Origin of the sequence: Pseudomonas sp. PSPC3-2, from assembly GCF_049897085.1 — a bacterium.
In the GTDB taxonomy this organism is placed as follows: Bacteria; Pseudomonadota; Gammaproteobacteria; order Pseudomonadales; family Pseudomonadaceae; genus Aquipseudomonas; species Aquipseudomonas paraveronii.
The window spans coordinates 518258-542379 of sequence record NZ_JAFCVO010000001.1 but is presented as its reverse complement, the minus strand read 5'-3'; the positions used below and the strand labels follow the sequence as shown (position 1 = coordinate 542379).

Sequence of the window (24122 nt, the reverse complement as noted above, 5' to 3'; positions counted from 1 at the left end):
GCCTCAACCGTCGCCTTGACGGCCTTTACCGTAGGTAGAGGCCAAGGCGCGAGCCTTTTGCAGACGCTCTTCGAGCTTGGGCAGTGTCTCATCCACCAGCGCCTTTATTTCTGGAACATCCGACGCGGCCCCTTCCTGTTTGAACAGGGCAATGGCGTCTTCGTTTTCCTTGACCTGCTGCGCAGTGTAGGCGGCGTCAAAAGAGTCGCCGTCCTTGAGTTCGGGCATCAGGGTTTCGGCTTTGTCGACGATCTTCTCGCGCGGCGCCACGGGCAGGTCGAGCTTCTTGGCGATGGCCGCCAGGTGTTGGTTGGCCAAGGTGCGCTCGTTGATCACCTCGATGGTGTAGTCCTTGATTTCCTGGGACGAGGTTTTGGCGTGGGCCATGCGGCTGGTTTCGATATCGGCCATGCCTTTGGCCGACGCCTGCTCGATGAATTCAGCAGGCGACTGGGCGAAAGCATTGCTGGCGCCGAGGCCCAGCAGCATCGCGAAACTGGCGGTGCGTAACCGGATAGCCATGCGGCTCATGATGGGTTCCTCCAGGGCAAAAATAGGTGCGGGGACAGACACCCCGCTCTGAATTCGAATTTTAATGGCAACAAAGGTTTAGAAAAAACTTGCCCGTGCGACCAACGGTCGCCGCCGCCTCAGGTCGGTTTACTGCCGAACAGGCCCGGCAACGCGTGGGCCAGCGCATTGATGGCGAAGCCGATAAACATCACCCCGCAGAGCTTGGTGATCAGGATTTCGTGACGCTGATACACCGTGCGCACCCGCTGTGCGCCCACCACGCCGATCAGAATCGCGTAGGCCAACAGCCCACCGATAAAGCTCAGCAAGATCAACGACGGCAGCATTGCCCAGGTCAGCAACTCGGCACGGCTGGACAGCAACGCGGTAAACGTGGCGACGGCCACCGGGTACGCCTTGGGGTTGGTCAGGCCAAACAGGATGCCGTGCCAGAACGGATGCCGCGCCGCGCCCTGGGGTGCATCACTGCTACGGCGCTGGGTACGGATCGCGCGCCAGCCCAGCCAGAACAGGTACGTGCCACTGAGCACGCCCAGCACATCAAACGCGCTGCTGCCGACTTCCCGCGCACCCACGATCGCAATCAGCGCGGTGCTGCACCACAGCACATCGCCGAGTAAATGCCCGCACAGAAAACCGGCCCCGGCGCGACGGCCCCGGGCCGCGCCAATACCGAACACGGCCAACACCCCCGGGCCCGGCGTAATGCCATAGATAAAACCCGAAGCGAGGACGGCAAGCAGCAAGGATGGGGTCATGGGCGCGACTCTGACAAACAGTTGAGAGGTGGAGGGATTCTGCACCTTCGCGCGCTACGGGTAAAACTTCATACCGGCATAAGGCTTGACGCGACAGGCTTGCAGGCGCGAGGCCAGATCACCGACATGGGCTTCGAGCTTGTGGCCATCGGGGTCGAGAAAATAGAACGAGGCGCCCTCGCTGCGGTTGTCGCGCCACTCCACTACGCCGGAGGCTCGCAGGCGTTGCACCAGCGCGGCGCAGTCGTCCGCGCCGACCGTAAAGGCCACGTGGGTGTATTCAGCCGCCGGCACCGACGGGCGCAGCGGGTCGAGGGACAGGCACAGCCACAACCCCGGCAATGACAGGTAGGCGCCGTTGTCCCAGGTGGCGTCGAGGCGAAGTTGCAGCAGGTCATGGTAAAAACTGACGCTGCGCGGCAAATCGGTGACGGCCAGGGTCAAGTGGTTGAGGCCGGTGAGCATGAAAACATCCTTTTCCGTTTCAACTCTGCGCAGACGAACGGCGCAGAAGCGTGCGCCAACTACGATGTAGTATGCTGCACTACATTCCACTACATCGAGGCACTTATGTCGGTTATGTCCTTACGCATACCTGAAGATATCGCCGATACGCTCGCCAGTCTCGCCAAGGCTACCGGGCGCAGCAAATCCTTTCTGGCGGTCGATGCCATACGTGAATACTTGACGCGTGAAGCCTGGCAAATCGAGGAAATCCAAAAAGCCTTGCAAGAGGCCGACGCCGGTGATTTTGCGAGTACCGCTGACGTGAAAGCCATCGCTGACAAATGGCGTAAGCATGCAAGTTGAGTGGCTGAGAACAGCACTGCGCAACCTCGATGAAGAAGCCGCTTACCTTGCTCAGGAAAACCCCAAAGCTGCGCACGAATTTGTGCAGGCCATGCTAACGGGACTCGAGCGCGTGGCGGAGTTTCCCTCAATGGGTAAAGAGGGGCGTATTCCCGGCACTCGGGAATGGGTAGTGCCTAAATGGCCTTATATCGTTCCGTATCGTATTCGAGATGGACGGCTACAGGTCATGCGGATATTTCATACCCGACGCCAGCCACCAAAATCCTGGTAATACGGGTTTACGCACGCAATACCTTTTGCACCAGCTCCTTCAGCCACTGCAACCCCGAATCCCCAACCCGCCGCGCATGCCACGCCAGCTCAAACGCAAACGACGGAATATGAAACGGCGCCGCCACGCCCGCCTGCGCACTGGCGACGGCGGGCTGATAAACGCTGGTGCGCAGGGCTCAGAGCTTGCCGGCGGCCAGCCGATGGATCTCGGCTTGCTCCACCACCGGCTGCGACGCGCCGTTACGCGCCGCCGCCAACATCGCACGGCCGACGGTCTCGGTGCTGACTACCCAGCCCGGCTTTATCCGACGCACCAACGAGAGCAACGGCCCAAGCACGGTATAGAAGGCCTGGTACAACGGCGTCTTCGAACGCACGCCGTGCAACGGCTGAATCACCCCCGGCCGGAACACATACACCGCCTTGAACGGCAGCCGCAGCAAGGCATTCTCGGTCTTGCCCTTGACCCGCGCCCACATCGACTGGCCCGCTTCGGAACTGTCGGTGCCGGCGCCGGACACATAGATAAACGTCATCTGCGGATTGAGCCGCGCCAGGGTGCTGGCGGCGACAAGGGTCAGATCATAGGTGAGATGGGTGTAGCGGGTTTCATTCATCCCCGCCGATGAAACACCGAGGCAAAAGAAACAGGCATCGAAGCCTTGCAGCAGGTTCTCCAGCGGTTGAAAATCCAGCATGTCCGTGTGCAGCACCTGATGCAGTTTGCCGTGCTCCTGCGTCAACGGCGTGCGGCCGACGGCGACGACTTCCTGCACGTCAGCGGCCAGCAGGCACTCGCGCAGAACGCCCTGGCCGACCATGCCGGTGGCACCGAATAACAGAACTCTCATCAAATCCCCCTTCATCCCGCTAGTTTTGCCTAGCCGACAGACAAATCGTTTGAACGCTATCGGCACATCCGTTTGCACGCTGACACCTTACCCAATCCCGTGATGCACAACCTCAATAAATTGCATGCGCTCACCCCCACAAAAATCACCACATACGAAAGCGACACAACCGAACACGCCTTTGATACACCAGATACAGCTTTAGAAGGCATCTGTTGGGATGTCCATTCGCCATCACAAAAAGTAGGACCTTACTCACGCCAAAAACTCCATCTGGAGTAGCGCGCAAAGGAAACACCTGACTTATCTCAAAAGGTTTTCCCCGTTACTGTTTTTCGCCAATCTCCAAGGACGAATAAAAAATGGAAAATACATCGCTCACGAACAAATTCTCAAACTACAAAAAACTAATCGAGTTAGCTGAAGCAGACTGGCATTCAGCGAAGACAGGCCGAATATGCCAACTCAACGTCACCGTCAAAAACAACAACTACCTGACCGACCAGCATGGACGCGAATTCCATCATTTCTGCACAACCTCATATCTCGGCCTTGATTACCATGAGGACATAATAGAGGGGGCTATTGGCGGTATAAGGGAAGCCAAAACCCTTCGAATTGCAAACTCAAAAAACCGATGCAAACTTGAAATTCTGGAACGGTACGAACTGGCGCTTTCGACTCACTTCGATTCGATCTGTTTGAGTACTTTATCTTGCAGCTCGGCCAGTTCCGGCCTGCTCCCCTTACTCGCCAGCGGGGCGTTTACAAATAACTGTCCACCCACGATGGTGTTCGACAAGCAATCTCACTACTCCATGAATCATATTAAAGCCTCATGCGCTGATGAGACCGAAGTAATAACAGCCCCCCATAATGACATCTCCTTCATAGAGGACTTATGTAAAAGACGAAAAAAAGTCGCTTACATAGGCGACGGCATATATAGCATGGGCGGAATTGCGGACATCGAAGGGTTACTTTATTTAAAAGCGCGTTACGGGCTATTTCTTTACATGGACGATTCCCACGCGCTATCAGCATTTGGAAAAAATGGAAGTGGTTTCATCCGACCACACATGCACACGTTAGACGATCAAACTTTAATTGTAGCCTCCCTAGGTAAGTCCTTTGGCGCTAGCGGGGGACTAATAATGTTGGGCAGCGAAAGACAAAAGAGCTTAATGCACCGATATGGGGGCCCTAGCAACTGGTCCCAAAGCCTAAACTCGGCAGCTATAGGAGCAGGATTAGCCTCAATAAAAATACATCAAACAGAAGAGTTACTTCTACTTCAAGAAAAACTACAAGTCAACATTAAATTATTTGATAGCCTATTACATACTGACCAATACGGTACGAGTAGCGCAATACGGCTGATTACCTGTGGTGAAGCGAAAAAAGCAAACACCCTCGCGACTCATCTTGCGGAAAAAGGCTTTTTTACATCCGCCGTATTTTTCCCGGTAGTACCAAGAGGAAAAGCTGCAATACGCGTCACTCTTCGGTCAGACATGGACCCCACAACAATAATATTATTCTGCTCGCACCTAACCTCCCTATTGGACAAGTACGAAATCAATAGTTAATACTCCCCCCGACTAAAAAAGCAGCACCCACCTACTTGCATTGATTATTAAAACCCCTAAGGACTAGACACGATTAAAATCCTGATAACCATATAAGATTTATAACAACTCTCTCGAAATTTAGAGTGAAGGACGAGCCTATTGAAAAGCACCACACCCCTCACCCTCGCCTGCAGCGCCGCCTTCCTTTCCCAAGTCGGTATCAGCAGCTATTTGCCGGCGGTCCCGGCCATTGCCCAGTCCCTACCGGCGGCCGAAGACCACGTTGCCCTGGCCTTGGCAGTGTACCTGGTGGGTATGGCGCTTCCGATGTTGCTGTGGGGAAGCCTGGGCGAACGCTTTGGCAGAAAGCCAGTGTTGCTGGCGGCGCTGGCGGTGTATGCCTCGGCGAGTGCCGCGATTCCATCGGCGTTCAATGTTGAATCTTTTCTGGCGTTGCGCCTGATTCAAGGCCTGGGCGCGGGCGGCGTATCGGTGATGGCACGGGTGTTGGTGCGGGACAGTTTCAGCGGTGCGCTATTGGCCAAGGGCCTTTCTTGGCTGGGGATGACCTTTGTGATCGCGCTCGGCATCGGCCAGTTCGTGGGCTCGTTATTGCAGATAGCGTTTGGCTGGGAGGCAATCTTTTATGGTCTGGCGATCGGCGCCGTCATGTTGATGCTGGTGTTGCCACGCGTAATTTTTCCGACACTGCTGAAGGCCGATTCGTCGGCGTCAGCCTGGCGAATTTACACCCAAATTGTGCGACACCCCGCCTTCCTGCATGCGGCGTTGGCCGGCGGATTGGGGTATGGGGTGATCATTGCGTTCAACACCTGCGCGCCGCTGATTTTGCAGGGGCATTTCGAGTGGAGTGCCGCGCAATATGGCTGGCTGGGCTGGCCAATCAGCGGGGCGTATCTGGCGGGAGCGTTGATGGTCAATCGCTTCGTCGCGCACACGGGACGGTTGACGATGATGGGCTGGGGCGTGGCGTTAGTGTTGCTTGGTACCGCGATCATGCTGCTTGGCAGTGTGTTTGCCAGCGGGCTCGCATTGTTGCTGTGGTTACCCTATTGCCTGGCGGTACTGGGGCAGTCGATGAGTTACCCCATCAGTTTGTCCGTGGCCAATGATGAGTCACCGGTCAGCGGCTCCTATGCCATGGCGTTGAGTGGTTTTATACATCAGTTGATGGCGGCGTTGATCGGTGGCGTGGCAAGCCTGCTGGTGAGTCAGCAGGCATGGCCGTTGGCGCTGTTGTGTGTGGCTCTGGCGGGCGGCGCGTTTGTGTGCGTCGCACGCTGCCGGTCGGATCAGAACGCGCTGCGGAAAATCTCCTCAATCTGACGCTGATCCGCCCGCCGCGGATTGGTCAGCCCACACGCGTCCTTCAGCGCGTTGGTGGCCAGCAGCGGAATGTCCTGCAATTTGGCGCCCAGCTCACGCAGGCCGGCGGGAATTTCAACGTCCTTAGACAAAGCACGAATGGCCGCGATGGCGGCCTGGGCGCCCTCTTCTGGCGAGTTGCCGGTGATGTCCGCACCCAGCGCACGGCCGACGTCGCTCAGGCGTTTGGCACTGACGCTGGCGTTGAAACTTTGCACATGAGGCAGCAGCACCGCGTTGCACACGCCGTGGGGCAAGTCATACAGACCGCCCAGTTGGTGGGCCATGGCATGCACGAAGCCCAGAGAGGCGTTGTTGAACGCCATGCCGGCGAGGAACTGTGCGTAGGCCATGTTTTCCCGTGCGGCCTTGTCGCTGCCGTCGCGTACCGCCAGGCGCAGGTTGGCGCTGATCAGTTCGATGGCCTTGATCGCGCAGGCGTCGGTGATCGGCGTGGCGGCGGTGGACACGTAGGCTTCGATGGCGTGGGTCAGGGCGTCCATGCCGGTGGCGGCGGTGAGGCCCTTGGGCATGCCGACCATCAGGGACGGGTCGTTAACCGACAGCAGCGGCGTGACGTTGCGGTCGACGATGGCCATTTTCACGTGGCGGGTTTCGTCGGTGATGATGCAGAAGCGGGTCATCTCACTGGCGGTGCCAGCGGTGGTGTTGATCGCCACCAGCGGCAGTTGTGGCTTGCTGGATTGGTCGACCCCTTCGTAGTCGCCGATATGCCCGCCGTTGGTCGCGCACAGTGCGATGCCCTTGGCGCAGTCATGGGGCGAACCACCACCCAGGGACACCACGAAATCGCAGGCGCTCTGCTGCAGCAGCGCGAGGCCTTTCTCGACGTTGTCCACATTGGGGTTGGGCTTGGCGCCGTCGTAGATCATCGAGTCGATGTCCTGCATCGCGAGTTTTTCGGCAATCATGCGGGCCACGCCCGCCTTGGCCAGGCCGGCGTCGGTGACGATCAGGGCCTTACGAAAGCCGTAGTTGCGAATGGCGACCATCGCATCGTCAAGGCAATCAGTGCCCATGATGTTGACGGCGGGAATGAAGAAGGTGCTGCTCATGGCTAATCCTCAGAGGCGTTATGCCGACAGCATCAACCGTCATCACATGGCCCATCTTGATCAGGATCAACCCACGCTCGTGATAAAGTCACCGCCCCGCCGATTTTGAGTAGACCCGCCGCAATGAAGGATTTCCAGGATATTGACGCCCACCTTGAAGACTGGAGCGCACTGCGCAGCGCTATCGACTTCAATGGGATTCTGATCGGCAACGGCGCCAGCCGGGCGATTTGGGAAGACTTTGCCTACGACTCGCTGTTCGAAAACGCACGCACCGTTGAAGAAAAACCCTTGAGCCAATCCGAACTGAGCGTGTTCGACGCCCTGCAAACCCGCAGTTTCGAGCAAGCCCTGAGCGCGCTGAAGACCACCAGCCGGGTCAACAAAGCCCTCGCAGTCAGCTCGGCGGCACCGCGCAATCGCTACTACGCGATCAAGGAAGCGTTGATCAACACCATCCACGCCGTACACATTCCGTGGCGCTTGGTGCAGCCATCGACGCTGGCGACAATCAACGCGGAGCTGACCAACTACGCCACGGTATTCACCAGCAACTACGACTTGCTCAACTACTGGGCGATCCTGCACACCCCCGGCATCGACGACCTGTTCCGCAGCGCCGACGCCAGCTTCGACCTGCGTGACACCCGCACCGACACCACGCGCATCCTCTACCTGCACGGCGGCCTGCACCTGGTGCGCAACCTCGACGGCACCGCACGTAAATTGCCCACCACCGACAGCACCTTGCTCAGCAGTTTTGCGATCAACAACACGATCAAGACCCTGGACGACGTGCCGTTGTTTGTCAGTGAGGGCAAGGTGGAGGAGAAGCTCAAGACCATCCGCAGTTCGGATTATCTGTCGTTCTGCTATGAGCAGTTGCTCGGCCACGAGGGTGCGCTGTGCATCTTCGGCCATGACCTGGGGCCGCAGGACAAACACCTGGTGGATGCGATTCGCCAGGCCAGGGTGACGACCCTCGCGATCGCGGTATCGGGGCGCAGTGATGGGTTTATCCGCCAGCAGAAGCGGCGGTATTCGCAGTTGTTTGATGGCAGCGGCGTGGCGTTGAGATTCTTTGCTGCGCGCACCCATGCGCTGGGTAATTCTGCACTGTCGGTGCCGGTCGAACGCTGAGGTCCTGAGCGCTCCCACAGGGTCAGTGTATTTGCCTGGAGACAAACGACAATAATTCTCGATATCATTTGCGACTTTTCTACGTCGTGCTTCGTCAAGAAGGATATCCATGTCGCGTCCCAAGCCCGACCCGCTGTCGGCCGATGCCTTTCGCGGGTTTTACGCAGATATCCTGTTTTTCCTGCGCAAGCGCACGGACAACGCCAGCGACGCAGCGGACATGACCCAGGATGTCTTTACCCAATGGCTGGACTACCGCGACCGGGCTAAGGTTGAGCAGCCGCGGGCGTTTCTGTTCCAGATGGCGCGCAACCTGTTGCGCGATCACTGGCGCAAACAGAAGGTGCGGCAGAGCGTCCACGCCGATCAGGCTGAAAGGGGTGCCGAGCCGGTCATTGACGAGCAGAACGAGCCCATGGCCGCAGCGCTTCGCCTGCAACGCCTGGAACAGTTGAAAGAAGTCCTCGCCGAACTCTCGCCCCGCAGGCGAGAAGCCCTTATGCTGCATCGCTTCGAAGGTATGAGTCAGGCACAGATATCCGAACGCATGGGCATTTCGATCAGCATGGTGGAAAAGCACATCGCGTTTGCCCTGCTGCATTGCAAGCGACGCCTTCAACCTGACCCCGGCACGGAGCAGCCAGCATGAACCGTCTGAGCGACATCGACGCCCTGGACATCGACGCGAGCGACGCCGTCGATGCCCAAGCCGCCAGATGGTTTGCACGTAACCGCAACGCCATGGGACGCGCCGACCGCAAGGCCTTTGCCGCCTGGCAGGCCGTGCCGGCCCATGCCCGCGCCTACGCCGAATTCGAACAGCTGTGGGCCGACCTTGGCCAGTTGCAGCAGCTGAACACACCCGTGGCGCTGCCCAAGCGCAAAACCGCGATCTGGCGCCCGGCCCTGGCCGTGGCTGCCGCCGTGCTCTGCGCCGTACTGGCCACGCCCGTCGGCGCCCCGCGCGAGCTGTATCACACTCAGGTCGCAGCCCACGCCAAGGGCATGCGCACCCTGAACCTGCCCGATGGCAGCCGCCTCTACGTGAATGCCAACACCCGCCTGCGCGTGGACTTCAGTGCCCACCAACGCATCGTTCACCTGGACAAGGGCCAGCTGTATATCGAAGTGGCAGCCGACAAGGAACGCCCCCTGTACGTGCAAGCCGGCGAGGCGACGGTGCGCGTGGTGGGCACCGCTTTTGACGTGCGCCGTAGCCAGCAGCAGCTGGTGGTCAGTGTTGCCCACGGCCAGGTGGCGTTTGCGCCAGATGCGAAAAACCCGGTGGCATTGCTCGGCGCCCAGCAACGCGCCACCTTTGACTATGCCAAGGGCACCGTGCAACAACAAACTCTCACCGCCGAGGTGGTCGCCGACTGGCGCAGCGGGCACTTGTCGTTCCGCAATCGCGAACTGGCCAGCCTGATCGATGAATTGAGTTTGTACCGCCCCCAACCTCCGCTGCAGGTGAGTCACGCCGTGGCGCATCTAAAGGTGTCGGGCAATCTGGACGTGAATGACCCGGATGCCCTGCTCAACGCCCTACCCGCCTTGTTGCCGGTGAAAACCGTGACCTCGGCCGAGGGCATTGTCAGAATCGAACTGCGGAAATAGCCCCGAAACGGCCAACATGAGAATATTTTTCATTCGCATGTGTGGTTTTTTTCGTCCGCCCCGTCTTCCTCCTGATTGTGTTTGATACGCACACCTTTTTGGCTATTTGGCCACTCCGGGGGGATTTCATGTTTCGCACGCCTTGCCACGCTTCTCACCTGTTGCTTCGACCGAGCCTTATTGCCACGTGCCTGGCCTTCAGCCTCAGCGCCCACGCGCAGTCGTTCACACTGCAACTGCCCGCCCAGGCGTTGACCACGTCCCTGAGCCAGATCGCGCAACAGACGAAAATCCAGCTGTTGTTCGATGAAAAGCAGCTCAAGCACGTCCAGGCGCCGGCGCTCAACGGTGACTTCACCGCGGAAGTGGCGATTCGCACCCTGCTGAACAATGGCGAGTTCACCCTGATCAAGGTCGGCAGCACCTACGTCGTGCGCCCCGATGAGGGCAAGACCACCAGCAGCAGCGTGATCCAGCTGGACACCCTGAGCGTGATCGGCACCGGTAATCAAGTCGACTCCAGCACCGTCGGCCGCTCGACCCTGACTCAGGCCGACATCGATCGCTACCAGGCCAACAACATCCCCAGCCTGCTCCAGACGTTGCCTGGGGTCAGCCAGGGCGGTTCGCTCAAACCCGGTGGCCAGACCATCAACATCCGCGGTTTCGGCGATGCCGAAGACGTCCCGCTGACCGTCGACGGCGCCACCAAGAGCGGTTTCGAGCGCTACCAGCAAGGCACGGTGTTCATCGAGCCCGAGCTGATCAAGAGCATCGAAGTGGAGAAAGGCCCCAACTCGCCGTTCAGCGGCAACGGCGGTTTTGGCGGCACGGTGAACATGACCACCAAGGATGCCCCGGACCTGCTCGCGGACGGCCGCAACAGCGGCGCGATGCTCAAGTACGGTTATTCCAGCAACGACCACGAACAGGTCTACAGCAGCGCCGTGTATGGCCGCACCGACGATGGCCGGTTCGATGCCCTGGCCTACCTGACCCAACGCGACGGCGGCGACATGAAGGTGGCCGCCAAGCTGCCCAATGAGAACAATCAGTACCCGATCAACCCCCAGCGCCTGCCCAACACCGCCCAGGACGTGGACGGCAAACTGTTCAAGGTCAACGCACACTTCACCGATGAGCACAGTGTCGGCCTGTCTTACTCACGCTCCCACAGCAACCGCTGGACGCCGTTTTCCGCCGCGAGCTACCCGACGCCACCGACCCAGGCCAACATCGACCGCTACGGCTACGAAGGGGCGTTGAAGCGTTTCCTGGCCAACCGCGACACGGTCGACACCACTTGGTCGGGCAAGTATGAATACCAGCCCTTTGACAACCCGCTGGTGGACCTGACCGTCAAATACTCGCAGTCCAACACCGAGCAGACCGACGAGCGCGACGCCACCGCGTTTTTCCAGCTGGCCACCGGCGGACGCAAGATGGACACCGCCTACACCGACAAGAATCTCGACATCCGCAACGTCAGCCTGTTCGACACCGGGCCGTTGAAACACGCGGTGACGGTCGGCGGGCAAATCCGCAAGCACACCCGCGAAACCGAGATGTGGATGCCCGGCGCCACCTACAACACGCCGCGCTACAACTACGGGCATTTCCAGCCAGGCTTCATGCCCCATGGCAAGGTGGATACCAACAGTTTCTTCATCCAGGATGCGCTGACCCTGGGCGACGTGACCGTCACGCCATCGCTGCGCTACGACCATGTGCGCAACCGCGGCGAGGCCAACGATGCGCCGTACTACAGCAACCCCGACCCGGCCGTCGGCCACGACTACAGCGATCGCACCTACACCGGCTGGTCGCCACGCCTGGCGCTGTTCTGGACCGTCACCCCGAACGTCGCGCTGTTCGCCAACTGGAGCCAGACCTGGCGCGCCCCGGTGATCGACGAGCAGTACGAAGTGCAGGGCCTGGGCAGTCGCACCGCCACCAGCGTCGACCTCGACCCGGAACGCATCACGTCGATCACCGTGGGCAACATCACCCGCTTCGACCACCTGATCACCCAGGACGATAACCTGCAACTGCGCACCACCCTGTTCCACAACACCGTGGAAGACGAAATCTTCAAGGCCACGGGCGTGGGCTGCCAGAACCAGGCGATCAACGGCGGCACCATTGCCACCGCTTGCCCGCCGGGGGCGAGGTCCAATTACCGCAACATCGGCGGCCTGACCATCAAGGGTTTCGAGGTGGAATCGTTCTATAACTCCACCTACCTGTTCGGTTCGGTGTCGTTTGCCTACGCCACCGGCAAGCACGAAGGCGCCTACACCAACCCATGGGGCCCGGACGTGTGGGCTCGCGACATTCCGCCGACCAAATGGGTGCTGGTGATGGGCACCCACATTCCGGCGTGGAATGCACAGGTGGGATGGATGGGGCAATTCATCGGCGCGACTGATCGCCTGCCCAGCGATAAATACTCCGGCGGCCCGGGTTCCGGCGTCGGCGATTCGTTCTACGACCAGTACGGCAACAAGCGCTACAACACCCAGGGCCTGTTCGCCAAATGGACCCCACAACAGGCTTACCTGAAAGGCACCGAGGTGAACTTCACCGTGGACAACCTGTTCAACAACAACTTCCGTCCGGCGTTGAGCGGCGACCGTGCCTACACCAAGGGGCGCGACGCGAAGATCAGCGTGACACGGTTCTTCTGAAGCCAGCCTAGCGGTTGCGCACCAGGCTCAACTCGGCAGCCTGTGTGCGCTGCTTGCTCAAGTAGCGGGTACAACTGACGCGCAGAAACGAGGCAAAATTGACCACCTCGCCGCGGTAGTCCATGACTTCCTCGTACAGCTTGGTGATCAGTTGATTGGTGGTCATGCCATCCACGCTGGCGATTTCGCTGAGGATGTCCCAGAACTGGTTTTCCAGGCGCACGGTGGTGACGACGCCGCAGATGCGCAGGGAGCGCGAGCGAGACTCATAGAGAATCGGGTCGGCCTTGACGTACAGCTCGCACATGGCGATGACCTCCGTGGCTTACAAGGTGATTGTCGTACCCAGCAGGCCGAGGAACCCGGCCAGCCAACTTGGATGCGCCGGCCAGGCCGGTGCCGTGACCAGATTGCCTTGAACGTGGCTGTGGGTCACTGGAATATCGATGAACGAACCGCCCGCCAGGCGCACTTCAGGGGCACAGGCCGGGTAGGCACTGCACTCGCGGCCGCCAAGGATACCGGCTGCCGCCAGCAGTTGCGCGCCGTGGCACACCGCAGCAATCGGCTTGCCGGCCTGATCGAAGGCGCGCACCAGTTGCAGGACTTTTTCATTCAGGCGCAGGTATTCCGGCGCACGACCACCAGGCACCAGCAGCGCGTCGTAGTCAGCGGCTTCGACCTGGGCGAAATCCGCATTCAGGGCGAACAGGTGACCGGGCTTTTCGCTGTAGGTCTGGTCGCCTTCAAAGTCATGGATCGCCGTGCGCACGGTCTGGCCGGCCGTCTTGTCGGGGCACACCGCGTGGACGGTATGACCGACCATCAGCAGCGCCTGGAAGGGCACCATCACTTCATAGTCTTCGACGTAATCGCCGACCAGCATCAGGATCTTTTTCGCGGCCATGGGGCATTTCTCCGGTTCAACGGTTGGGCAGACAAGAGTAGCCAAGATAGGCGCGTGCCGACGGGCCGGGTAATCCCCCGCTACTACAACTGTACGGATCAATCTGCACCCAGCTGTAGGCACCCGATTCCCGGAGGCTGTGGCTAGATGAGCGTTCACTTCCGACCCCTCGATTCCGGTTCCCACCATGAGTTCGCGCGAAAACACTGGCATGGCCCTGGGCCTGCTGGGCGTCATCATCTTCAGCCTGACCCTGCCCTTCACGCGTATCGTGGTGCAGGAAATCCACCCGTTGCTCAACGGCCTGGGCCGTGCGTTGTTCGCCGCGATCCCGGCGGCGGCGCTGTTGCTGTGGCGCCGCGAGCGCTGGCCGAGCTGGCGCCAGGTGCGCGGCCTGTGCCTGGTGATTGCCGGGGTGATCTTGGGCTTTCCTGTGTTGTCGGCGTGGGCCATGCAGACGCTGCCGGCGTCCCACGGCGCGTTGGTCAATGGCCTGCAACCGCTGTGCGTTGCGCTGTACGCCGCGTGGCTGTCCCATGAGCGCCCGTCGAAAGCCTTCTGGGCCTGTGCGGCGTTGGGCAGTGCGCTGGTGTTGAGTTATGCGTTGATCACCGGCGCAGGCAGTGTTCAAGCGGGGGACCTGTTGATGCTCGGCGCGATTGCCGTGGGCGGCCTGGGTTATGCCGAAGGCGGGCGCCTGGCCAAGGAGATGGGCGGCTGGCAGGTGATCTGCTGGGCGCTGGTGCTGTCGACGCCGCTGTTGATCGGCCCGGTGGCTTACCTCGCGGCGCAGCATCAAGGCGCAATTTCCATGCGCACCTGGTGGGCGTTCGGTTATGTGTCGCTGTTCTCGCAGTTCCTGGGGTTCTTCGCCTGGTACGCCGGGTTGGCCATGGGCGGCATTGCGCGGGTCAGCCAGATTCAACTGTTGCAGATCTTCTTCACCATCGCGTTTTCGGCGCTGTTCTTTGGTGAGCACATCGAACCAATCACCTGGTTGTTCGCCTGCGGGGTGATCGTAACCGTGATGCTGGGGCGCAAGACGGCGGTGCAGCCGGCGCCAATCTCAAAGGCCAATGCGATTTAACGGTGGGAGGGGCGGGCGGTGAAGGCGTCGGATCTCTAAACCACAACACCGATCAATGTGGGAGGGGGCTTGCTCCCGATAGGGGCCTATCAGCAACACATGTGCTGACTGCCCCTCTGCTATCGGGAGCAAGCCCCCTCCCACATTGGCTGCGTGTTCAGCCTAGGTAATCGTCGGTACGCAGCAGGGTTTCCAGGCAGTGCTCGGTGATGTGATAGAAGTCCTTGAGTGCCTGAATCTTGTCCAGTAACTGCGCGTTGTCCACCGGTTCCGCGCGTTTGACCGCGAGGATCATCTTGTTCTTGTTGGTGTGTTCCAGGGAGATGAACTCGAACACCTTGGTCTCATAACCACAGGCCTCCAGGAACAAGGCGCGCAGGCTATCGGTGAGCATTTCGGCCTGCTGGCCCAGGTGCAAACCGTATTGCAGCATCGGCTTCAACAGCACCGGGCTCTGGATTTGCAGGCGGATCTGTTTGTGGCAGCACGGCGAGCACATGATGATCGACGCACCGGAACGGATGCCGGTGTGGATCGCATAGTCGGTGGCGATGTCGCAGGCATGCAGGGCGATCATCACGTCCAGCTCGATCGGTGCGACGCTGCGCACGTCGCCGCAGGTGAACACCAGCCCAGGGTGTTCGAGATGGGCGGCGGCGGTGTTGCACAAGGCAACCATGTCTTCGCGCAATTCAACGCCGGTGACCTCGGCCTCGACATTGAGGGTGTTGCGCAGGTAGTCGTGGATGGCGAAGGTCAGGTAGCCCTTGCCCGAGCCGAAATCGGCGACGCGCACCGGTTGGTCCAGCCTCAGCGGTGATGCGATCAGCGCATGGCTGAACACTTCGATGAACTTGTTGATCTGCTTCCACTTGCGCGACATCGACGGGATCAGCGCGTGCTTGGCGTCGGTCACGCCCAGGTCGGCGAGGAACGGCCGGCTCAGGTCGAGGAAGCGATTCTTCTCGCGGTTGTGCTCGGCCGACGGCGCTTCACGCAATTGCTGCGGCTTGCTTTTGAACAGCGAGCTTTTGTTCTTCTTGCTGTATTCCAACTGGGCTTCGTCGGTCAGCGCCAGCAAGTGTGCGTTCTTGAACGAGGCCGGCAACAACTCGGCAATCGCCGCCACGCCGTCGGCCACCGCGAAGTTCTTGGTGATGTCGCGGGTTTTGTAGCGATAGACAAAGGACAGGCAGGGCTGCTCCTTGACCGTCACCGCCTTGATGATCAGCCGTTGCAGCTCGGCGTCCTCACCGACGTACTTGGCCAGCACCAGTTTGATAAAGGCGTTGTGCGTAAGGCTTGCGCTCAGCAGTTCGATGAACTGGGCGTGATGATCCGGCGCAGGGCGGGCAGGTTGAGCGGTGACAGACATGAACAAAACGCCTCGGGCTGGGAATGCCGGGCATTTTAGGGGGGATAGGGACTGAGGGCACGGGGTTATTTGATCAACGGTAAGATTGGGAGGCCCCACCGCAGATCCAAATGTGGGAGGGGGCAAGTCGAATCGTCGCACCGCTCCTCCCACATGGGTTATTCGAGCACGATCAGGCGATTGGGCAATTCATTACGCGCCTGCGTCACCGGCACATGCACCTTGAGCAACTCACCGCAGGCTTCGATGCAGGCAATGAACCCGGCCAACGTTTGCCCCTGTTTCACCTGTTGGGTAAACGCCTTGACGATGCCATCCCAACTGTTGTCATCCAGGCGCTTGGAAATCCCGTCATCCACCAGGATCTCCACATAGCGCTCGGCCTCGCTGACAAAAATCAACACCCCGGTACCGCCCAGCGTGTGGTGCAGGTTCTGCTCGAGGAACTGCCGGCGCGCCAGGTTCGAGGCACGCCAGTGGCGCACTGAGCGAGGGATCAATCGGGTGGTGACTTTAGGCAGGCGAAACACCAGGCACAGCACGATGAACGTCGCCCACTGCGCCAACAGCAAGGTGTACATGCTCAGGTAACCCGACAAGTAATGCACCACTCCCGGCACCACCAACGCAATCAGACTGGCCCAGAGCAACGGGATATAGGCGTAATCATCGGCACGCGCGGCCAGCACGGTCACCAGTTCGGCGTCGGTCTGTTGCTCGACCCGGGCAATCGCTTCGGCGACCTGGCGTTGTTCGTGTTCAGTCAGTAGTGCCATGGTTGTAAACGCTCGTTTTTAGTTGTTGTCATCACCAGCCACCCGAAGCCCCGCCACCGCCGAAACCGCCGCCGCCGCCGCGAAAACCACCGCCGCCGCCCCCACCGCCACGGCCGCTGCTGCTGAGAATCGCCAGCAGGATCGCCCACACCGGCAGGCCCAGGCGATTGCACAGCCACAACACGCCGATCAGCAGGATGAACAAGCCGATGGAAAACCCCGGATTATCCTTGGCGAAGTTGGCATCCGCCACGTGGGCCGGCACCACCAGCGGCTCGCCGCCCACCACCTGGATCATCGCGGCGACGCCGTCGCTGATGCCCTGGCTGAAGTTGCCGGCCTTGAACTTGGGCGCAATCACCTGATTGATGATCACCCACGACTGCGCATCGGTCAGCGTGCCTTCCAGGCCATAGCCGACTTCGATGCGCAATTTGCGCTCATCGCGGGCAACGATCAGCAGCGCGCCGTTGTCCTTGCCTTTCTGGCCGATGCCCCACTGGCGCCCCAATTGATAACCGTAGTCTTCAATCGGCACGCCCTGCAGGTCAGGCACGGTGACCACCACGATCTGGGCGCCACGGCTTTGCTCCAGCGCCTGCAATTGCTGGGTCAACTGCGCGCGCACCGCCGGGTCGATCATCTGCGCGGTGTCCACCACCCGCCCGGTCAACGCCGGGAAGGTCAACGCCGCCTGGGCCACGCCAGCGCAGGCCAACAGCCACAGCGCCAAGCCTATCCGTAATAAACGCATCGACACCTCAGTGCAGCCTTATTTGAACTTCACTTGCGGCGCTTTATCGGCATCGGCACTGGTGGCTTCAAACGTAGCGCGGATCGGCAAATCGCTGTACATCACGCTGTGCCACAGGCGCCCCGGGAACGTGCGGATCTCGGTGTTGTAGGCCTGCACGGCCTGGATAAAGTCGCGACGGGCCACGGCAATCCGGTTTTCCGTGCCTTCCAGCTGAGATTGCAGGGCCAGGAAGTTCTGGTTGGCCTTCAGGTCCGGGTAGCGCTCGGACACCACCATCAAGCGGCTGAGGGCACCACTCAAACCGTCCTGGGCTTGCTGGAACTGCTTGAGTTTTTCCGGGTTGTCGAGGGTGCTGGCGTCGACCTGGATCGATGTCGCCTTGGCCCGCGCTTCAATCACAGCGGTGAGGGTGTCTTGTTCATGGGCGGCGTAGCCCTTGACCACTTCCACCAGGTTGGGGATCAGGTCGGCACGCCGTTGATACTGGTTCTGCACCTGGCCCCAGGCCGCCTTGGCCTGTTCATCGAGGGTCGGAATGGTGTTGATGCCGCAACCGCTCAGCACTGTGCTGATCAATAGCAAAGCCGCGGCCTTCAAGCCCCAGCGGTAACCGTGTGCTGCTTGCATGGTGTTTCTCCTGCCCAACTTTGATGGAATGTGACGACTCGCCCTATAAACCGCGCGCATGGGGCATAATCCGCCGCCACCACTGGAATGCATCGAGCCAATCAGCTAAAAGATGCCCAGCGCGATAAAGAGTTCAGAGTGTGCTGCATTTATCTGAACGACACCCGAACAACAATAGACGCTCCCCACATTTTGGCCGATCAGCCTAACCGCTGTGCAGTGCGCCGAAAAAGGATATTCATGAAAAAGCTGTGTTTGCTCGGCCTTGTTGCCACGCTGGCCACCCACCCCGCCTGGGCAGAAACAAAGCCTGCTGCGCTTAAAGGCAAGGACGCCTTCGTCAGCGACCTGCTCAAGCAGATGACCCTCGATGAAAAGATCGGCCAATTGCGCCTGATCAGCATCGGCCCGGAAATGCCCCGTGAGCTGATCCGCAAGGAAATCGCCGCCGGCCGTATCGGTGGCACCTTCAACTCCATCACCCGCCCGGAAAACCGTCCGATGCAGGACGCGGCCATGCGCAGCCGGTTGAAGATCCCGATGTTCTTCGCCTATGACGTGATCCACGGCCACCGCACGATTTTCCCGATCAGCCTGGCCCTGGCTTCCAGTTGGGACATGGACGCCATCGGCCGCTCCGGGCGCATTGCCGCGCAGGAAGCCGCTGCCGACAGCCTCGACATCACCTTTGCGCCGATGGTCGACATCTCCCGCGACCCGCGTTGGGGCCGGACCTCCGAAGGCTTCGGCGAAGACACGTACCTGGTGTCGCGCATCGCCGAAGTGATGGTCAAGGCCTTCCAGGGCACCAGCGCAGCGAATGCCGACAGCATCATGGCCAGCGTCAAGCACTTCGCCCTGTACGGCGCGGTGGAAGGCGGTCGCGACTACAACGTGGTCGACATGAGCCCGGTCAAGATGTACCAGGACTACCTGCCGCCGTACCACGCGGCGATCAAGGCCGGTTCCGGCGGCGTGATGGTCGCGCTCAACTCGATCAACGGCGTGCCCGCCACCGCCAACACCTGGCTGATGAACGACCTGCTGCGCAAGGACTGGGGCTTCAAGGGCCTGGCCGTCAGCGACCACGGTGCGATCTTCGAGCTGATCAAGCACGGCGTGGCCAAGGACGGGCGTGAAGCCGCCAAGCTGGCGATCAAGGCCGGCATCGACATGAGCATGAACGACTCACTGTATGGCAAGGAGTTGCCGGGGCTGCTCAAGTCCGGCGAGATCGAGCAGAGCGACATCGACAACGCCGTGCGCGAAGTGCTCGGCGCCAAGTACGACATGGGCCTGTTCAAAGACCCGTACCTGCGCATCGGCAAGGCCGAGGATGACCCGGCCGACACCTACGCCGAAAGCCGCCTGCATCGCGCCGACGCGCGTGACGTGGCGCGCCGCAGCATGGTCTTGCTGAAGAACCAGAACGACACCCTGCCGCTGAAAAAATCCGCAACCATCGCGCTCGTGGGCCCACTGGCCAAGGCCCCCATCGACATGATGGGTAGCTGGGCCGCCGCCGGTAAGCCGGCACAATCGGTGACCCTGCTCGACGGCCTCAACGCGGTGATCGGCGAAAAAGGCAAAGTGATCTATGCACGTGGCGCCAACATCACCAATGACAAGGCCGTGGTCGACTACCTTAACTTCCTCAACTTCGATGCCCCGGAAGTGGTGGATGACACCCGCCCAGCCCAGGTGATGATCGACGAAGCGGTCAAGGCCGCCAAGGATGCCGACGTGGTGGTCGCTGCGGTGGGCGAGTCCCGTGGCATGTCCCACGAGTCCTCCAGCCGCACCGACCTGAACCTGCCGCAAAGCCAGCGCGACCTGATCAAGGCGCTGAAAGCCACCGGCAAGCCGCTGGTGCTGGTGCTGATGAACGGCCGTCCGCTGTCGATTCTCGAGGAAAACCAGCAAGCCGACGCGATCCTGGAAACCTGGTTCGCCGGTACCGAAGGCGGCAACGCCATCGCCGACGTGCTGTTTGGTGACTACAACCCGTCGGGCAAGCTGCCGATTACTTTCCCACGCTCGGTGGGGCAGATTCCGACCTACTACAACCACCTGACCATCGGCCGACCGTTTACCCCAGGCAAGCCGGGCAACTACACCTCGCAGTACTTCGATGACATCACCGGGCCGCTGTTCCCGTTCGGCTATGGCCTGAGCTACACCAGCTTCAGCCTGTCGGACATGGCGCTGTCGTCCACCACCCTGAACAAGACCGGCAAGCTCGACGCCAGCGTCACCGTGAAAAACACCGGCAAGGTCGACGGCGAAACCGTGGTGCAACTGTATATCCAGGACGTGGCCGGCTCGATGATCCGCCCGATCAAGGAGCTGAAAAACTTCCAGAAAGTCATGCTCAAGGCCGGCGAAGAGCGCACGTTGCACTTCACCATTACCGAAGAGGACTTGAAGTTCTACAACACCCAGCTCAAGTTCGCGGCGGAACCGGGTGAGTTCAATGTGCAGATCGGCTTGGACTCCCAGGATGTGCAGCAGCAGACTTTCGAACTGCTCTAACGCCTGAGACAAGGTCTAAAAATGTGGGAGGGGGCTTGCTCCCGATAGCAGTGGGTCAGCCAATGAATCAATTGACTGACACTCCGCAATCGGGGGCAAGCCCCCTCCCCCATGTCTAACCGCGTCGATCCAGAAGATTGACCACCAACCGATCAATCCACCCCCACACCCGCTGCTTCACCCGCCGCCACAACGGCCGCGACTTCCATGCCTCCAGGCTCACCGCCTGGCTCTGGGCAAAATCCCGCTCGAAACTGCCCGCCACAGCTTGCGTCAACGCCGGGTCCAGCGCTTCGAGGTTGGCTTCGAGGTTGAAGCGCAGGTTCCAGTGGTCGAAATTGCATGAACCGATACTGACCCAATCGTCCACCAGCACCATTTTCAGGTGCAAAAAGCACGGCTGGTACTCAAAAATTTGCACGCCCGAGCGCAACAGGCGCGGGTAATAACGGTGCCCGGCATAGCGCACCGACGGGTGATCGGTGCGCGGGCCGGTCAGCAGCAAGCGCACATCCACCCCGCGCCCCGCCGCTCGGCGCAAGGCCCGACGCACGCCCCAGGTGGGCAGAAAATACGGAGTCGCCAACCAGATGCGCCGCTGGCCGCTGCTCAGCGCGCGGATCAGCGAGTGCAAGATATCGCGATGTTGGCGCGCGTCGGCATAAGCGACGCGGCCAAGACCGGGCCCGGTCGCCGGCACTTTGGGCAAGCGCGGCAAGCCGAAATGGGTGGCCGGTTTCCAGGCGCGGCGGTCGTCGTTGGCCAACCATTGTCGGTCGAACAGCGCCTGCCAATCCAGCACCAGCGGGCCGCTGATCTGTACCATCACTTCGTGCCAGTCGGCGCTGTCCTGCCCCGGTGTCCAGAACTCATCGGTAACGCCGGTGCCGCCGACCACGGCGATGTCTTGATCGACCAGCAGCAGCTTGCGGTGGTCGCGGTACAGGTTGCGCATCCAGCGCCGCCAGTTCAGGCGATTGTAAAAGCACAATTGCACACCGGCGTCGGTCAGGCGCTTACGCAGCCCGAGGGTAAACGCCAGGCTGCCGTAATCATCGAACAGGCAGCGCACCTGCACGCCCCGCTCAGCCGCCAGCACCAGCGCCTGCACCATGGCGTCGGCGCAGGCCCCGGCCTCCACCAGGTACAACTCCAGATCCACCTGCCGCTGCGCCCGGGCAATGCACGCCAGCATCTGCGGGAAAAAGTCCGGCCCGTCGATCAACAACTCGAACCGGTTGGCGCTGCGCCAAGGGAACACTGCGCCACTCACGTCAGCGCGCCGTAAAAATCAGTACCGCACCCACCGGCACCGACAAACTGATCGACGCAAGCCCAGCCGCCTTGCGCAACGCGGTCACACCCGGCACCAACTCGAAATCCTCGGCATGCAACACCACCGGCTCCAGGGTCACCACCTGGAAACGCCGATCATCCAGACGCGTAGCCAACAGCTCGGCGCTGTAGGTCTGGGTCTTGCCGTGCAGCGTCACCGACAGCGGCAGGCGCAACTCCAACTGCGCGCCGGGGGCCAGGTCGTTGATCGGTTGCAGGTTGATTTGCGTATTGATCAGCGCCTCGGGGAAGGTCTTGATGTCGAACAGCTGATTGCGCATGCGCTCGTCGCGCAGCGGGATGCCGCTGTTGACCGACTCCAACTCCACTTCCAACTGCGCAGCGCCTTTGCTGTCGACCTTGCCGTGCAACACCAGGAAACGGTGGACCTCGGCAATCTCGGTGTTTTTGGTGGTAACGAACGACAGCCGCGAGGACTCGTTGTCCAGGTACCAGTCGGCGTGCGCGGGCACGGCGGCGGCGGCCAGCAGGGCGAAGGCCAGGGGTTTGATGACAGACGCGTTGAACATTAAAAACTCGTGGGGCGGAAAACCTGAACGAACCTTAACTGTGCCGCTTGCCCTGTGCAATCTAACTGACAACGCCGCCCCTGCATTGAAAATGGCGTTTCAGGGGTTGAGACGGCAGCCCTGCCGCTCGCCCAGCCATCTGGCGGTATGGGTACGTCCCAATCCACTGGCCGTCACTTCACTGCGCTCCGGGTCATCGGTGAACGCGTTGATCGACACGTACTGCTTCACATAGCCCCGGCAATACTCGGCCGGATTATTCTCCACATACCGACACGAGCAGTACTCCTTGGCCGTATAGGCCGCGATGATGTCGGGGAAGGCTTGCAGGTTGACGCGTTCGTGCCACACCCATCCCAGCAGGGCGAGCAATAGCAGCAGGCAAAGGCTGGTAAACGGCCGACGACGGATCATGGTTGCACCGCCGCGAGCACGCGTTTGAGCAGTTCGTTATGACGGTAGCTGCCGTCGCGATCATCGCCGTAACGCACGATTACCAGGTGTTCATCGGGCATCACGTACAGCGCCTGGCCCCAGTGGCCGAGGGCGGCGAAGGTGTCGGCGGGGGCGTCGGGCCAGGGCTTGGGGGCGCCCTGCACTGCGCGGTTGAGCCACCACTGGCCGCCGGGCACGGCTTCGTCCTGGCCGGGTTTGTATTTATCGAAGGGTTGGCGATTGAAGTCGACCCAGGCTTTGGGCACCAGCTGTTGCTCCCCCCAGCGACCGTCGCGCGCCATCAGCAGGCCGACGCGTGCCAGATCGCGGGCGGTGAGGTAGGCGTAGGACGAGGCGACGAAGGTTTCATCGGCATCGGTTTCCCAAGTGGCGTTGCGAATGCCCAGCGGCTTGAACAGCGCGTCCCACGGGTAACTCATGTAGGCCTTGTGGCCGAGCATGCCCTTGAGCGCAGCGGAGAGTAGATTGCTGTCGCCGCTGGAATAACGGAAGGCCTCGCCCGGCGCGCTGAAGGTGTCCATGCCTGCGGTGAATTGCGCCATGTCGTCACGGCCACGGGTGTAGAGCATCGCGACGACCGAGGATTTCAGCGGGGCATATTCGTAATCCTCCTGCCAATCGAGGCCCGACGCCCAGTGCAGCAAGTCGGCCATCGTCACGGTTGGATGCTGTTTCATCGGCGGGTAGAAACGTGCGGCGGGGTCGCTCAACTTGAAGCGGTTTTCGCCGTAGGCCACGCCCAGCAACGTCGCCATCAGGCTTTTGCTCACGGACCACGTCAGGTGTGGCGTGCGGGCGGTGGTGGGCGCGGCGTAGCGCTCGTAGATGAGTTCGCCATCGCGGATCACCAGCAACGCGTCAGTGCGGATGCCTTGGCGGGTGGCGTCGTCACGCGCAGGGAAAGCGTAGGCGTTCAGGGCATCGACAGCGGGGCCTTCGATCGGCGTGCCTTTGGCCCAGTCTTTGTCAGGCCAGGTTTCGGCGCGGGTGGTGACGGTGGCGAACAACAGGGCAACGCACAGCAAGCCTCTGACCAT

25 protein-coding genes and 1 pseudogene are annotated in these 24122 nt (G+C 60.7%); 10 read left to right on the top strand and 16 right to left on the bottom strand.

Features of this window, described 5'->3' with window-relative positions; all coding sequences use genetic code 11:
* Positions 1-3: 3 nt before the first annotated feature.
* From ACP7CJ_RS02485 to fos, 3 genes are all read right to left on the bottom strand, one after another.
* The gene (locus ACP7CJ_RS02485; protein ID WP_017844866.1) at positions 4-531 is read right to left on the bottom strand and encodes a DUF4142 domain-containing protein; all 528 of its coding nucleotides are present in this window, start codon (positions 529-531) and stop codon (positions 4-6) included.
* 119 nt (positions 532-650) lie between these two features.
* The gene (locus tag ACP7CJ_RS02480; protein WP_276196939.1) at positions 651-1292 is read right to left on the bottom strand and encodes a LysE family translocator; all 642 of its coding nucleotides are present in this window, start codon (positions 1290-1292) and stop codon (positions 651-653) included.
* A gap of 54 nt (positions 1293-1346) precedes the next feature.
* The gene (fos, locus tag ACP7CJ_RS02475) at positions 1347-1757 is read right to left on the bottom strand and encodes a fosfomycin resistance glutathione transferase (protein ID WP_276196938.1); all 411 of its coding nucleotides are present in this window, start codon (positions 1755-1757) and stop codon (positions 1347-1349) included.
* 105 nt (positions 1758-1862) lie between these two features.
* Here fos and ACP7CJ_RS02470 point away from each other — a divergent pair, with 105 nt between their 5' ends.
* Both ACP7CJ_RS02470 and ACP7CJ_RS02465 read left to right on the top strand, forming a co-directional pair.
* Positions 1863-2102, top strand: coding sequence for a CopG family ribbon-helix-helix protein (locus ACP7CJ_RS02470; RefSeq protein ID WP_247406968.1), 240 nt, complete (start codon positions 1863-1865; stop codon positions 2100-2102).
* Positions 2092-2376 carry a type II toxin-antitoxin system RelE/ParE family toxin gene (locus ACP7CJ_RS02465; protein ID WP_247406971.1) on the top strand — a complete coding sequence of 95 codons (285 nt, stop codon included), beginning with the start codon at positions 2092-2094 and terminating at the stop codon, positions 2374-2376. The genes ACP7CJ_RS02470 and ACP7CJ_RS02465 overlap by 11 nt, the downstream gene beginning before the upstream one ends.
* Positions 2377-2383: 7 nt before the next feature.
* Here the strand turns inward: ACP7CJ_RS02465 and ACP7CJ_RS02460 are convergent.
* Positions 2384-2503, bottom strand: a pseudogene (locus tag ACP7CJ_RS02460) (LysR family transcriptional regulator); the annotation flags it as partial.
* Between the two features lie 51 nt (positions 2504-2554).
* Positions 2555-3229 (bottom strand): NAD(P)H-binding protein, encoded by a 675-nt coding sequence (locus tag ACP7CJ_RS02455; RefSeq protein WP_276196937.1) that lies wholly within the window; start codon positions 3227-3229, stop codon positions 2555-2557.
* Positions 3230-3591: 362 nt separating this feature from the next.
* On the opposite strand from ACP7CJ_RS02455, the gene ACP7CJ_RS02450 reads away from it, so the two are divergent.
* Entirely contained in the window at positions 3592-4818 is a 1227-nt protein-coding gene (locus tag ACP7CJ_RS02450; protein ID WP_426099539.1) for an aminotransferase class I/II-fold pyridoxal phosphate-dependent enzyme, read from the top strand.
* Between the two features lie 141 nt (positions 4819-4959).
* On the top strand, positions 4960-6147 hold the full coding sequence (locus ACP7CJ_RS02445) for an MFS transporter (RefSeq protein WP_276196936.1): 1188 nt from the start codon (positions 4960-4962) through the stop codon (positions 6145-6147).
* Here ACP7CJ_RS02445 and yiaY read toward each other — a convergent pair.
* Positions 6114-7262 (bottom strand): L-threonine dehydrogenase, encoded by a 1149-nt coding sequence (yiaY, locus tag ACP7CJ_RS02440; protein WP_426099540.1) that lies wholly within the window; start codon positions 7260-7262, stop codon positions 6114-6116. The genes ACP7CJ_RS02445 and yiaY overlap by 34 nt on opposite strands.
* A 123-nt stretch (positions 7263-7385) precedes the next feature.
* Here yiaY and ACP7CJ_RS02435 point away from each other — a divergent pair, with 123 nt between their 5' ends.
* From ACP7CJ_RS02435 to ACP7CJ_RS02420, 4 genes are all read left to right on the top strand, one after another.
* Positions 7386-8402, top strand: coding sequence for a DUF4917 family protein (locus ACP7CJ_RS02435; RefSeq protein WP_426099541.1), 1017 nt, complete (start codon positions 7386-7388; stop codon positions 8400-8402).
* Positions 8403-8511: 109 nt separating this feature from the next.
* Entirely contained in the window at positions 8512-9051 is a 540-nt protein-coding gene (locus tag ACP7CJ_RS02430) for an RNA polymerase sigma factor (protein ID WP_276196933.1), read from the top strand.
* Positions 9048-10016 (top strand): FecR family protein, encoded by a 969-nt coding sequence (locus ACP7CJ_RS02425; protein ID WP_426099542.1) that lies wholly within the window; start codon positions 9048-9050, stop codon positions 10014-10016. Before ACP7CJ_RS02430 ends, ACP7CJ_RS02425 begins: the two co-directional genes overlap by 4 nt.
* Before the next feature lie 128 nt (positions 10017-10144).
* Positions 10145-12703, top strand: coding sequence for a TonB-dependent hemoglobin/transferrin/lactoferrin family receptor (locus ACP7CJ_RS02420; RefSeq protein WP_426099543.1), 2559 nt, complete (start codon positions 10145-10147; stop codon positions 12701-12703).
* 7 nt (positions 12704-12710) lie between these two features.
* On the opposite strand, the gene ACP7CJ_RS02415 is transcribed toward ACP7CJ_RS02420, so the two are convergent.
* Positions 12711-13010 carry a ribbon-helix-helix domain-containing protein gene (locus ACP7CJ_RS02415; RefSeq protein WP_426099544.1) on the bottom strand — a complete coding sequence of 100 codons (300 nt, stop codon included), beginning with the start codon at positions 13008-13010 and terminating at the stop codon, positions 12711-12713.
* An 18-nt stretch (positions 13011-13028) separates the two neighbouring features.
* Positions 13029-13610 carry a DJ-1/PfpI family protein gene (locus ACP7CJ_RS02410; protein ID WP_276196930.1) on the bottom strand — a complete coding sequence of 194 codons (582 nt, stop codon included), beginning with the start codon at positions 13608-13610 and terminating at the stop codon, positions 13029-13031.
* Between the two features lie 187 nt (positions 13611-13797).
* Here ACP7CJ_RS02410 and ACP7CJ_RS02405 point away from each other — a divergent pair, with 187 nt between their 5' ends.
* Complete coding sequence (locus ACP7CJ_RS02405) at positions 13798-14697, top strand: DMT family transporter (RefSeq protein WP_426099545.1); 900 nt, start codon at positions 13798-13800, stop codon at positions 14695-14697.
* Positions 14698-14854: 157 nt separating this feature from the next.
* Here the strand turns inward: ACP7CJ_RS02405 and ACP7CJ_RS02400 are convergent, their stop codons facing one another.
* The 4 genes from ACP7CJ_RS02400 to ACP7CJ_RS02385 form a co-directional block, all read right to left on the bottom strand.
* Positions 14855-16072, bottom strand: a complete 1218-nt coding sequence (locus ACP7CJ_RS02400; protein WP_426099546.1) for a class I SAM-dependent methyltransferase — start codon at positions 16070-16072, stop codon at positions 14855-14857.
* 158 nt (positions 16073-16230) lie between these two features.
* Complete coding sequence (locus tag ACP7CJ_RS02395; protein WP_247408166.1) at positions 16231-16848, bottom strand: TPM domain-containing protein; 618 nt, start codon at positions 16846-16848, stop codon at positions 16231-16233.
* 31 nt (positions 16849-16879) lie between these two features.
* The gene (locus ACP7CJ_RS02390) at positions 16880-17602 is read right to left on the bottom strand and encodes a TPM domain-containing protein (RefSeq protein WP_426099547.1); all 723 of its coding nucleotides are present in this window, start codon (positions 17600-17602) and stop codon (positions 16880-16882) included.
* Positions 17603-17620: 18 nt separating this feature from the next.
* Positions 17621-18232, bottom strand: a complete 612-nt coding sequence (locus ACP7CJ_RS02385; protein WP_276196925.1) for a LemA family protein — start codon at positions 18230-18232, stop codon at positions 17621-17623.
* Between the two features lie 240 nt (positions 18233-18472).
* On the opposite strand from ACP7CJ_RS02385, the gene bglX reads away from it, so the two are divergent.
* On the top strand, positions 18473-20764 hold the full coding sequence (gene bglX, locus ACP7CJ_RS02380; protein WP_426099548.1) for a beta-glucosidase BglX: 2292 nt from the start codon (positions 18473-18475) through the stop codon (positions 20762-20764).
* A gap of 115 nt (positions 20765-20879) precedes the next feature.
* On the opposite strand, the gene ACP7CJ_RS02375 is transcribed toward bglX, so the two are convergent.
* From ACP7CJ_RS02375 to ACP7CJ_RS02360, 4 genes are all read right to left on the bottom strand, one after another.
* Positions 20880-22037: a phospholipase D-like domain-containing protein gene (locus ACP7CJ_RS02375; protein ID WP_276196923.1), complete on the bottom strand. Its 1158-nt coding sequence runs from the start codon at positions 22035-22037 to the stop codon at positions 20880-20882.
* A gap of 1 nt (position 22038) precedes the next feature.
* Positions 22039-22629 (bottom strand): YceI family protein, encoded by a 591-nt coding sequence (locus tag ACP7CJ_RS02370; protein WP_276196922.1) that lies wholly within the window; start codon positions 22627-22629, stop codon positions 22039-22041.
* Between the two features lie 99 nt (positions 22630-22728).
* Positions 22729-23043 carry an amidase gene (locus ACP7CJ_RS02365; RefSeq protein ID WP_426099549.1) on the bottom strand — a complete coding sequence of 105 codons (315 nt, stop codon included), beginning with the start codon at positions 23041-23043 and terminating at the stop codon, positions 22729-22731.
* Positions 23040-24122: a serine hydrolase domain-containing protein gene (locus tag ACP7CJ_RS02360; protein ID WP_426099550.1), complete on the bottom strand. Its 1083-nt coding sequence runs from the start codon at positions 24120-24122 to the stop codon at positions 23040-23042. The genes ACP7CJ_RS02365 and ACP7CJ_RS02360 overlap by 4 nt, the downstream gene beginning before the upstream one ends.

Excerpts from the sequence above, each read along its gene's own strand:
- ACP7CJ_RS02485 (WP_017844866.1), bottom strand. The coding sequence starts at position 531 with ATGAGCCGCATGGCTATCCGGTTACGCACCGCCAGTTTCGCGATGCTG.
- ACP7CJ_RS02480 (WP_276196939.1), bottom strand. The coding sequence starts at position 1,292 with ATGACCCCATCCTTGCTGCTTGCCGTCCTCGCTTCGGGTTTTATCTAT.
- fos (WP_276196938.1), bottom strand. The coding sequence starts at position 1,757 with ATGCTCACCGGCCTCAACCACTTGACCCTGGCCGTCACCGATTTGCCG.
- ACP7CJ_RS02470 (WP_247406968.1), top strand. The coding sequence starts at position 1,863 with ATGTCGGTTATGTCCTTACGCATACCTGAAGATATCGCCGATACGCTC.
- ACP7CJ_RS02465 (WP_247406971.1), top strand. The coding sequence starts at position 2,092 with ATGCAAGTTGAGTGGCTGAGAACAGCACTGCGCAACCTCGATGAAGAA.
- ACP7CJ_RS02455 (WP_276196937.1), bottom strand. The coding sequence starts at position 3,229 with ATGAGAGTTCTGTTATTCGGTGCCACCGGCATGGTCGGCCAGGGCGTT.
- ACP7CJ_RS02450 (WP_426099539.1), top strand. The coding sequence starts at position 3,592 with ATGGAAAATACATCGCTCACGAACAAATTCTCAAACTACAAAAAACTA.
- yiaY (WP_426099540.1), bottom strand. The coding sequence starts at position 7,262 with ATGAGCAGCACCTTCTTCATTCCCGCCGTCAACATCATGGGCACTGAT.
- ACP7CJ_RS02435 (WP_426099541.1), top strand. The coding sequence starts at position 7,386 with ATGAAGGATTTCCAGGATATTGACGCCCACCTTGAAGACTGGAGCGCA.
- ACP7CJ_RS02430 (WP_276196933.1), top strand. The coding sequence starts at position 8,512 with ATGTCGCGTCCCAAGCCCGACCCGCTGTCGGCCGATGCCTTTCGCGGG.
- ACP7CJ_RS02425 (WP_426099542.1), top strand. The coding sequence starts at position 9,048 with ATGAACCGTCTGAGCGACATCGACGCCCTGGACATCGACGCGAGCGAC.
- ACP7CJ_RS02420 (WP_426099543.1), top strand. The coding sequence starts at position 10,145 with ATGTTTCGCACGCCTTGCCACGCTTCTCACCTGTTGCTTCGACCGAGC.
- ACP7CJ_RS02415 (WP_426099544.1), bottom strand. The coding sequence starts at position 13,010 with ATGTGCGAGCTGTACGTCAAGGCCGACCCGATTCTCTATGAGTCTCGC.
- ACP7CJ_RS02410 (WP_276196930.1), bottom strand. The coding sequence starts at position 13,610 with ATGGCCGCGAAAAAGATCCTGATGCTGGTCGGCGATTACGTCGAAGAC.
- ACP7CJ_RS02405 (WP_426099545.1), top strand. The coding sequence starts at position 13,798 with ATGAGTTCGCGCGAAAACACTGGCATGGCCCTGGGCCTGCTGGGCGTC.
- ACP7CJ_RS02400 (WP_426099546.1), bottom strand. The coding sequence starts at position 16,072 with ATGTCTGTCACCGCTCAACCTGCCCGCCCTGCGCCGGATCATCACGCC.
- ACP7CJ_RS02395 (WP_247408166.1), bottom strand. The coding sequence starts at position 16,848 with ATGGCACTACTGACTGAACACGAACAACGCCAGGTCGCCGAAGCGATT.
- ACP7CJ_RS02390 (WP_426099547.1), bottom strand. The coding sequence starts at position 17,602 with ATGCGTTTATTACGGATAGGCTTGGCGCTGTGGCTGTTGGCCTGCGCT.
- ACP7CJ_RS02385 (WP_276196925.1), bottom strand. The coding sequence starts at position 18,232 with ATGCAAGCAGCACACGGTTACCGCTGGGGCTTGAAGGCCGCGGCTTTG.
- bglX (WP_426099548.1), top strand. The coding sequence starts at position 18,473 with ATGAAAAAGCTGTGTTTGCTCGGCCTTGTTGCCACGCTGGCCACCCAC.
- ACP7CJ_RS02370 (WP_276196922.1), bottom strand. The coding sequence starts at position 22,629 with ATGTTCAACGCGTCTGTCATCAAACCCCTGGCCTTCGCCCTGCTGGCC.
- ACP7CJ_RS02365 (WP_426099549.1), bottom strand. The coding sequence starts at position 23,043 with ATGATCCGTCGTCGGCCGTTTACCAGCCTTTGCCTGCTGCTATTGCTC.
- ACP7CJ_RS02360 (WP_426099550.1), bottom strand. The coding sequence starts at position 24,122 with ATGGTCAGAGGCTTGCTGTGCGTTGCCCTGTTGTTCGCCACCGTCACC.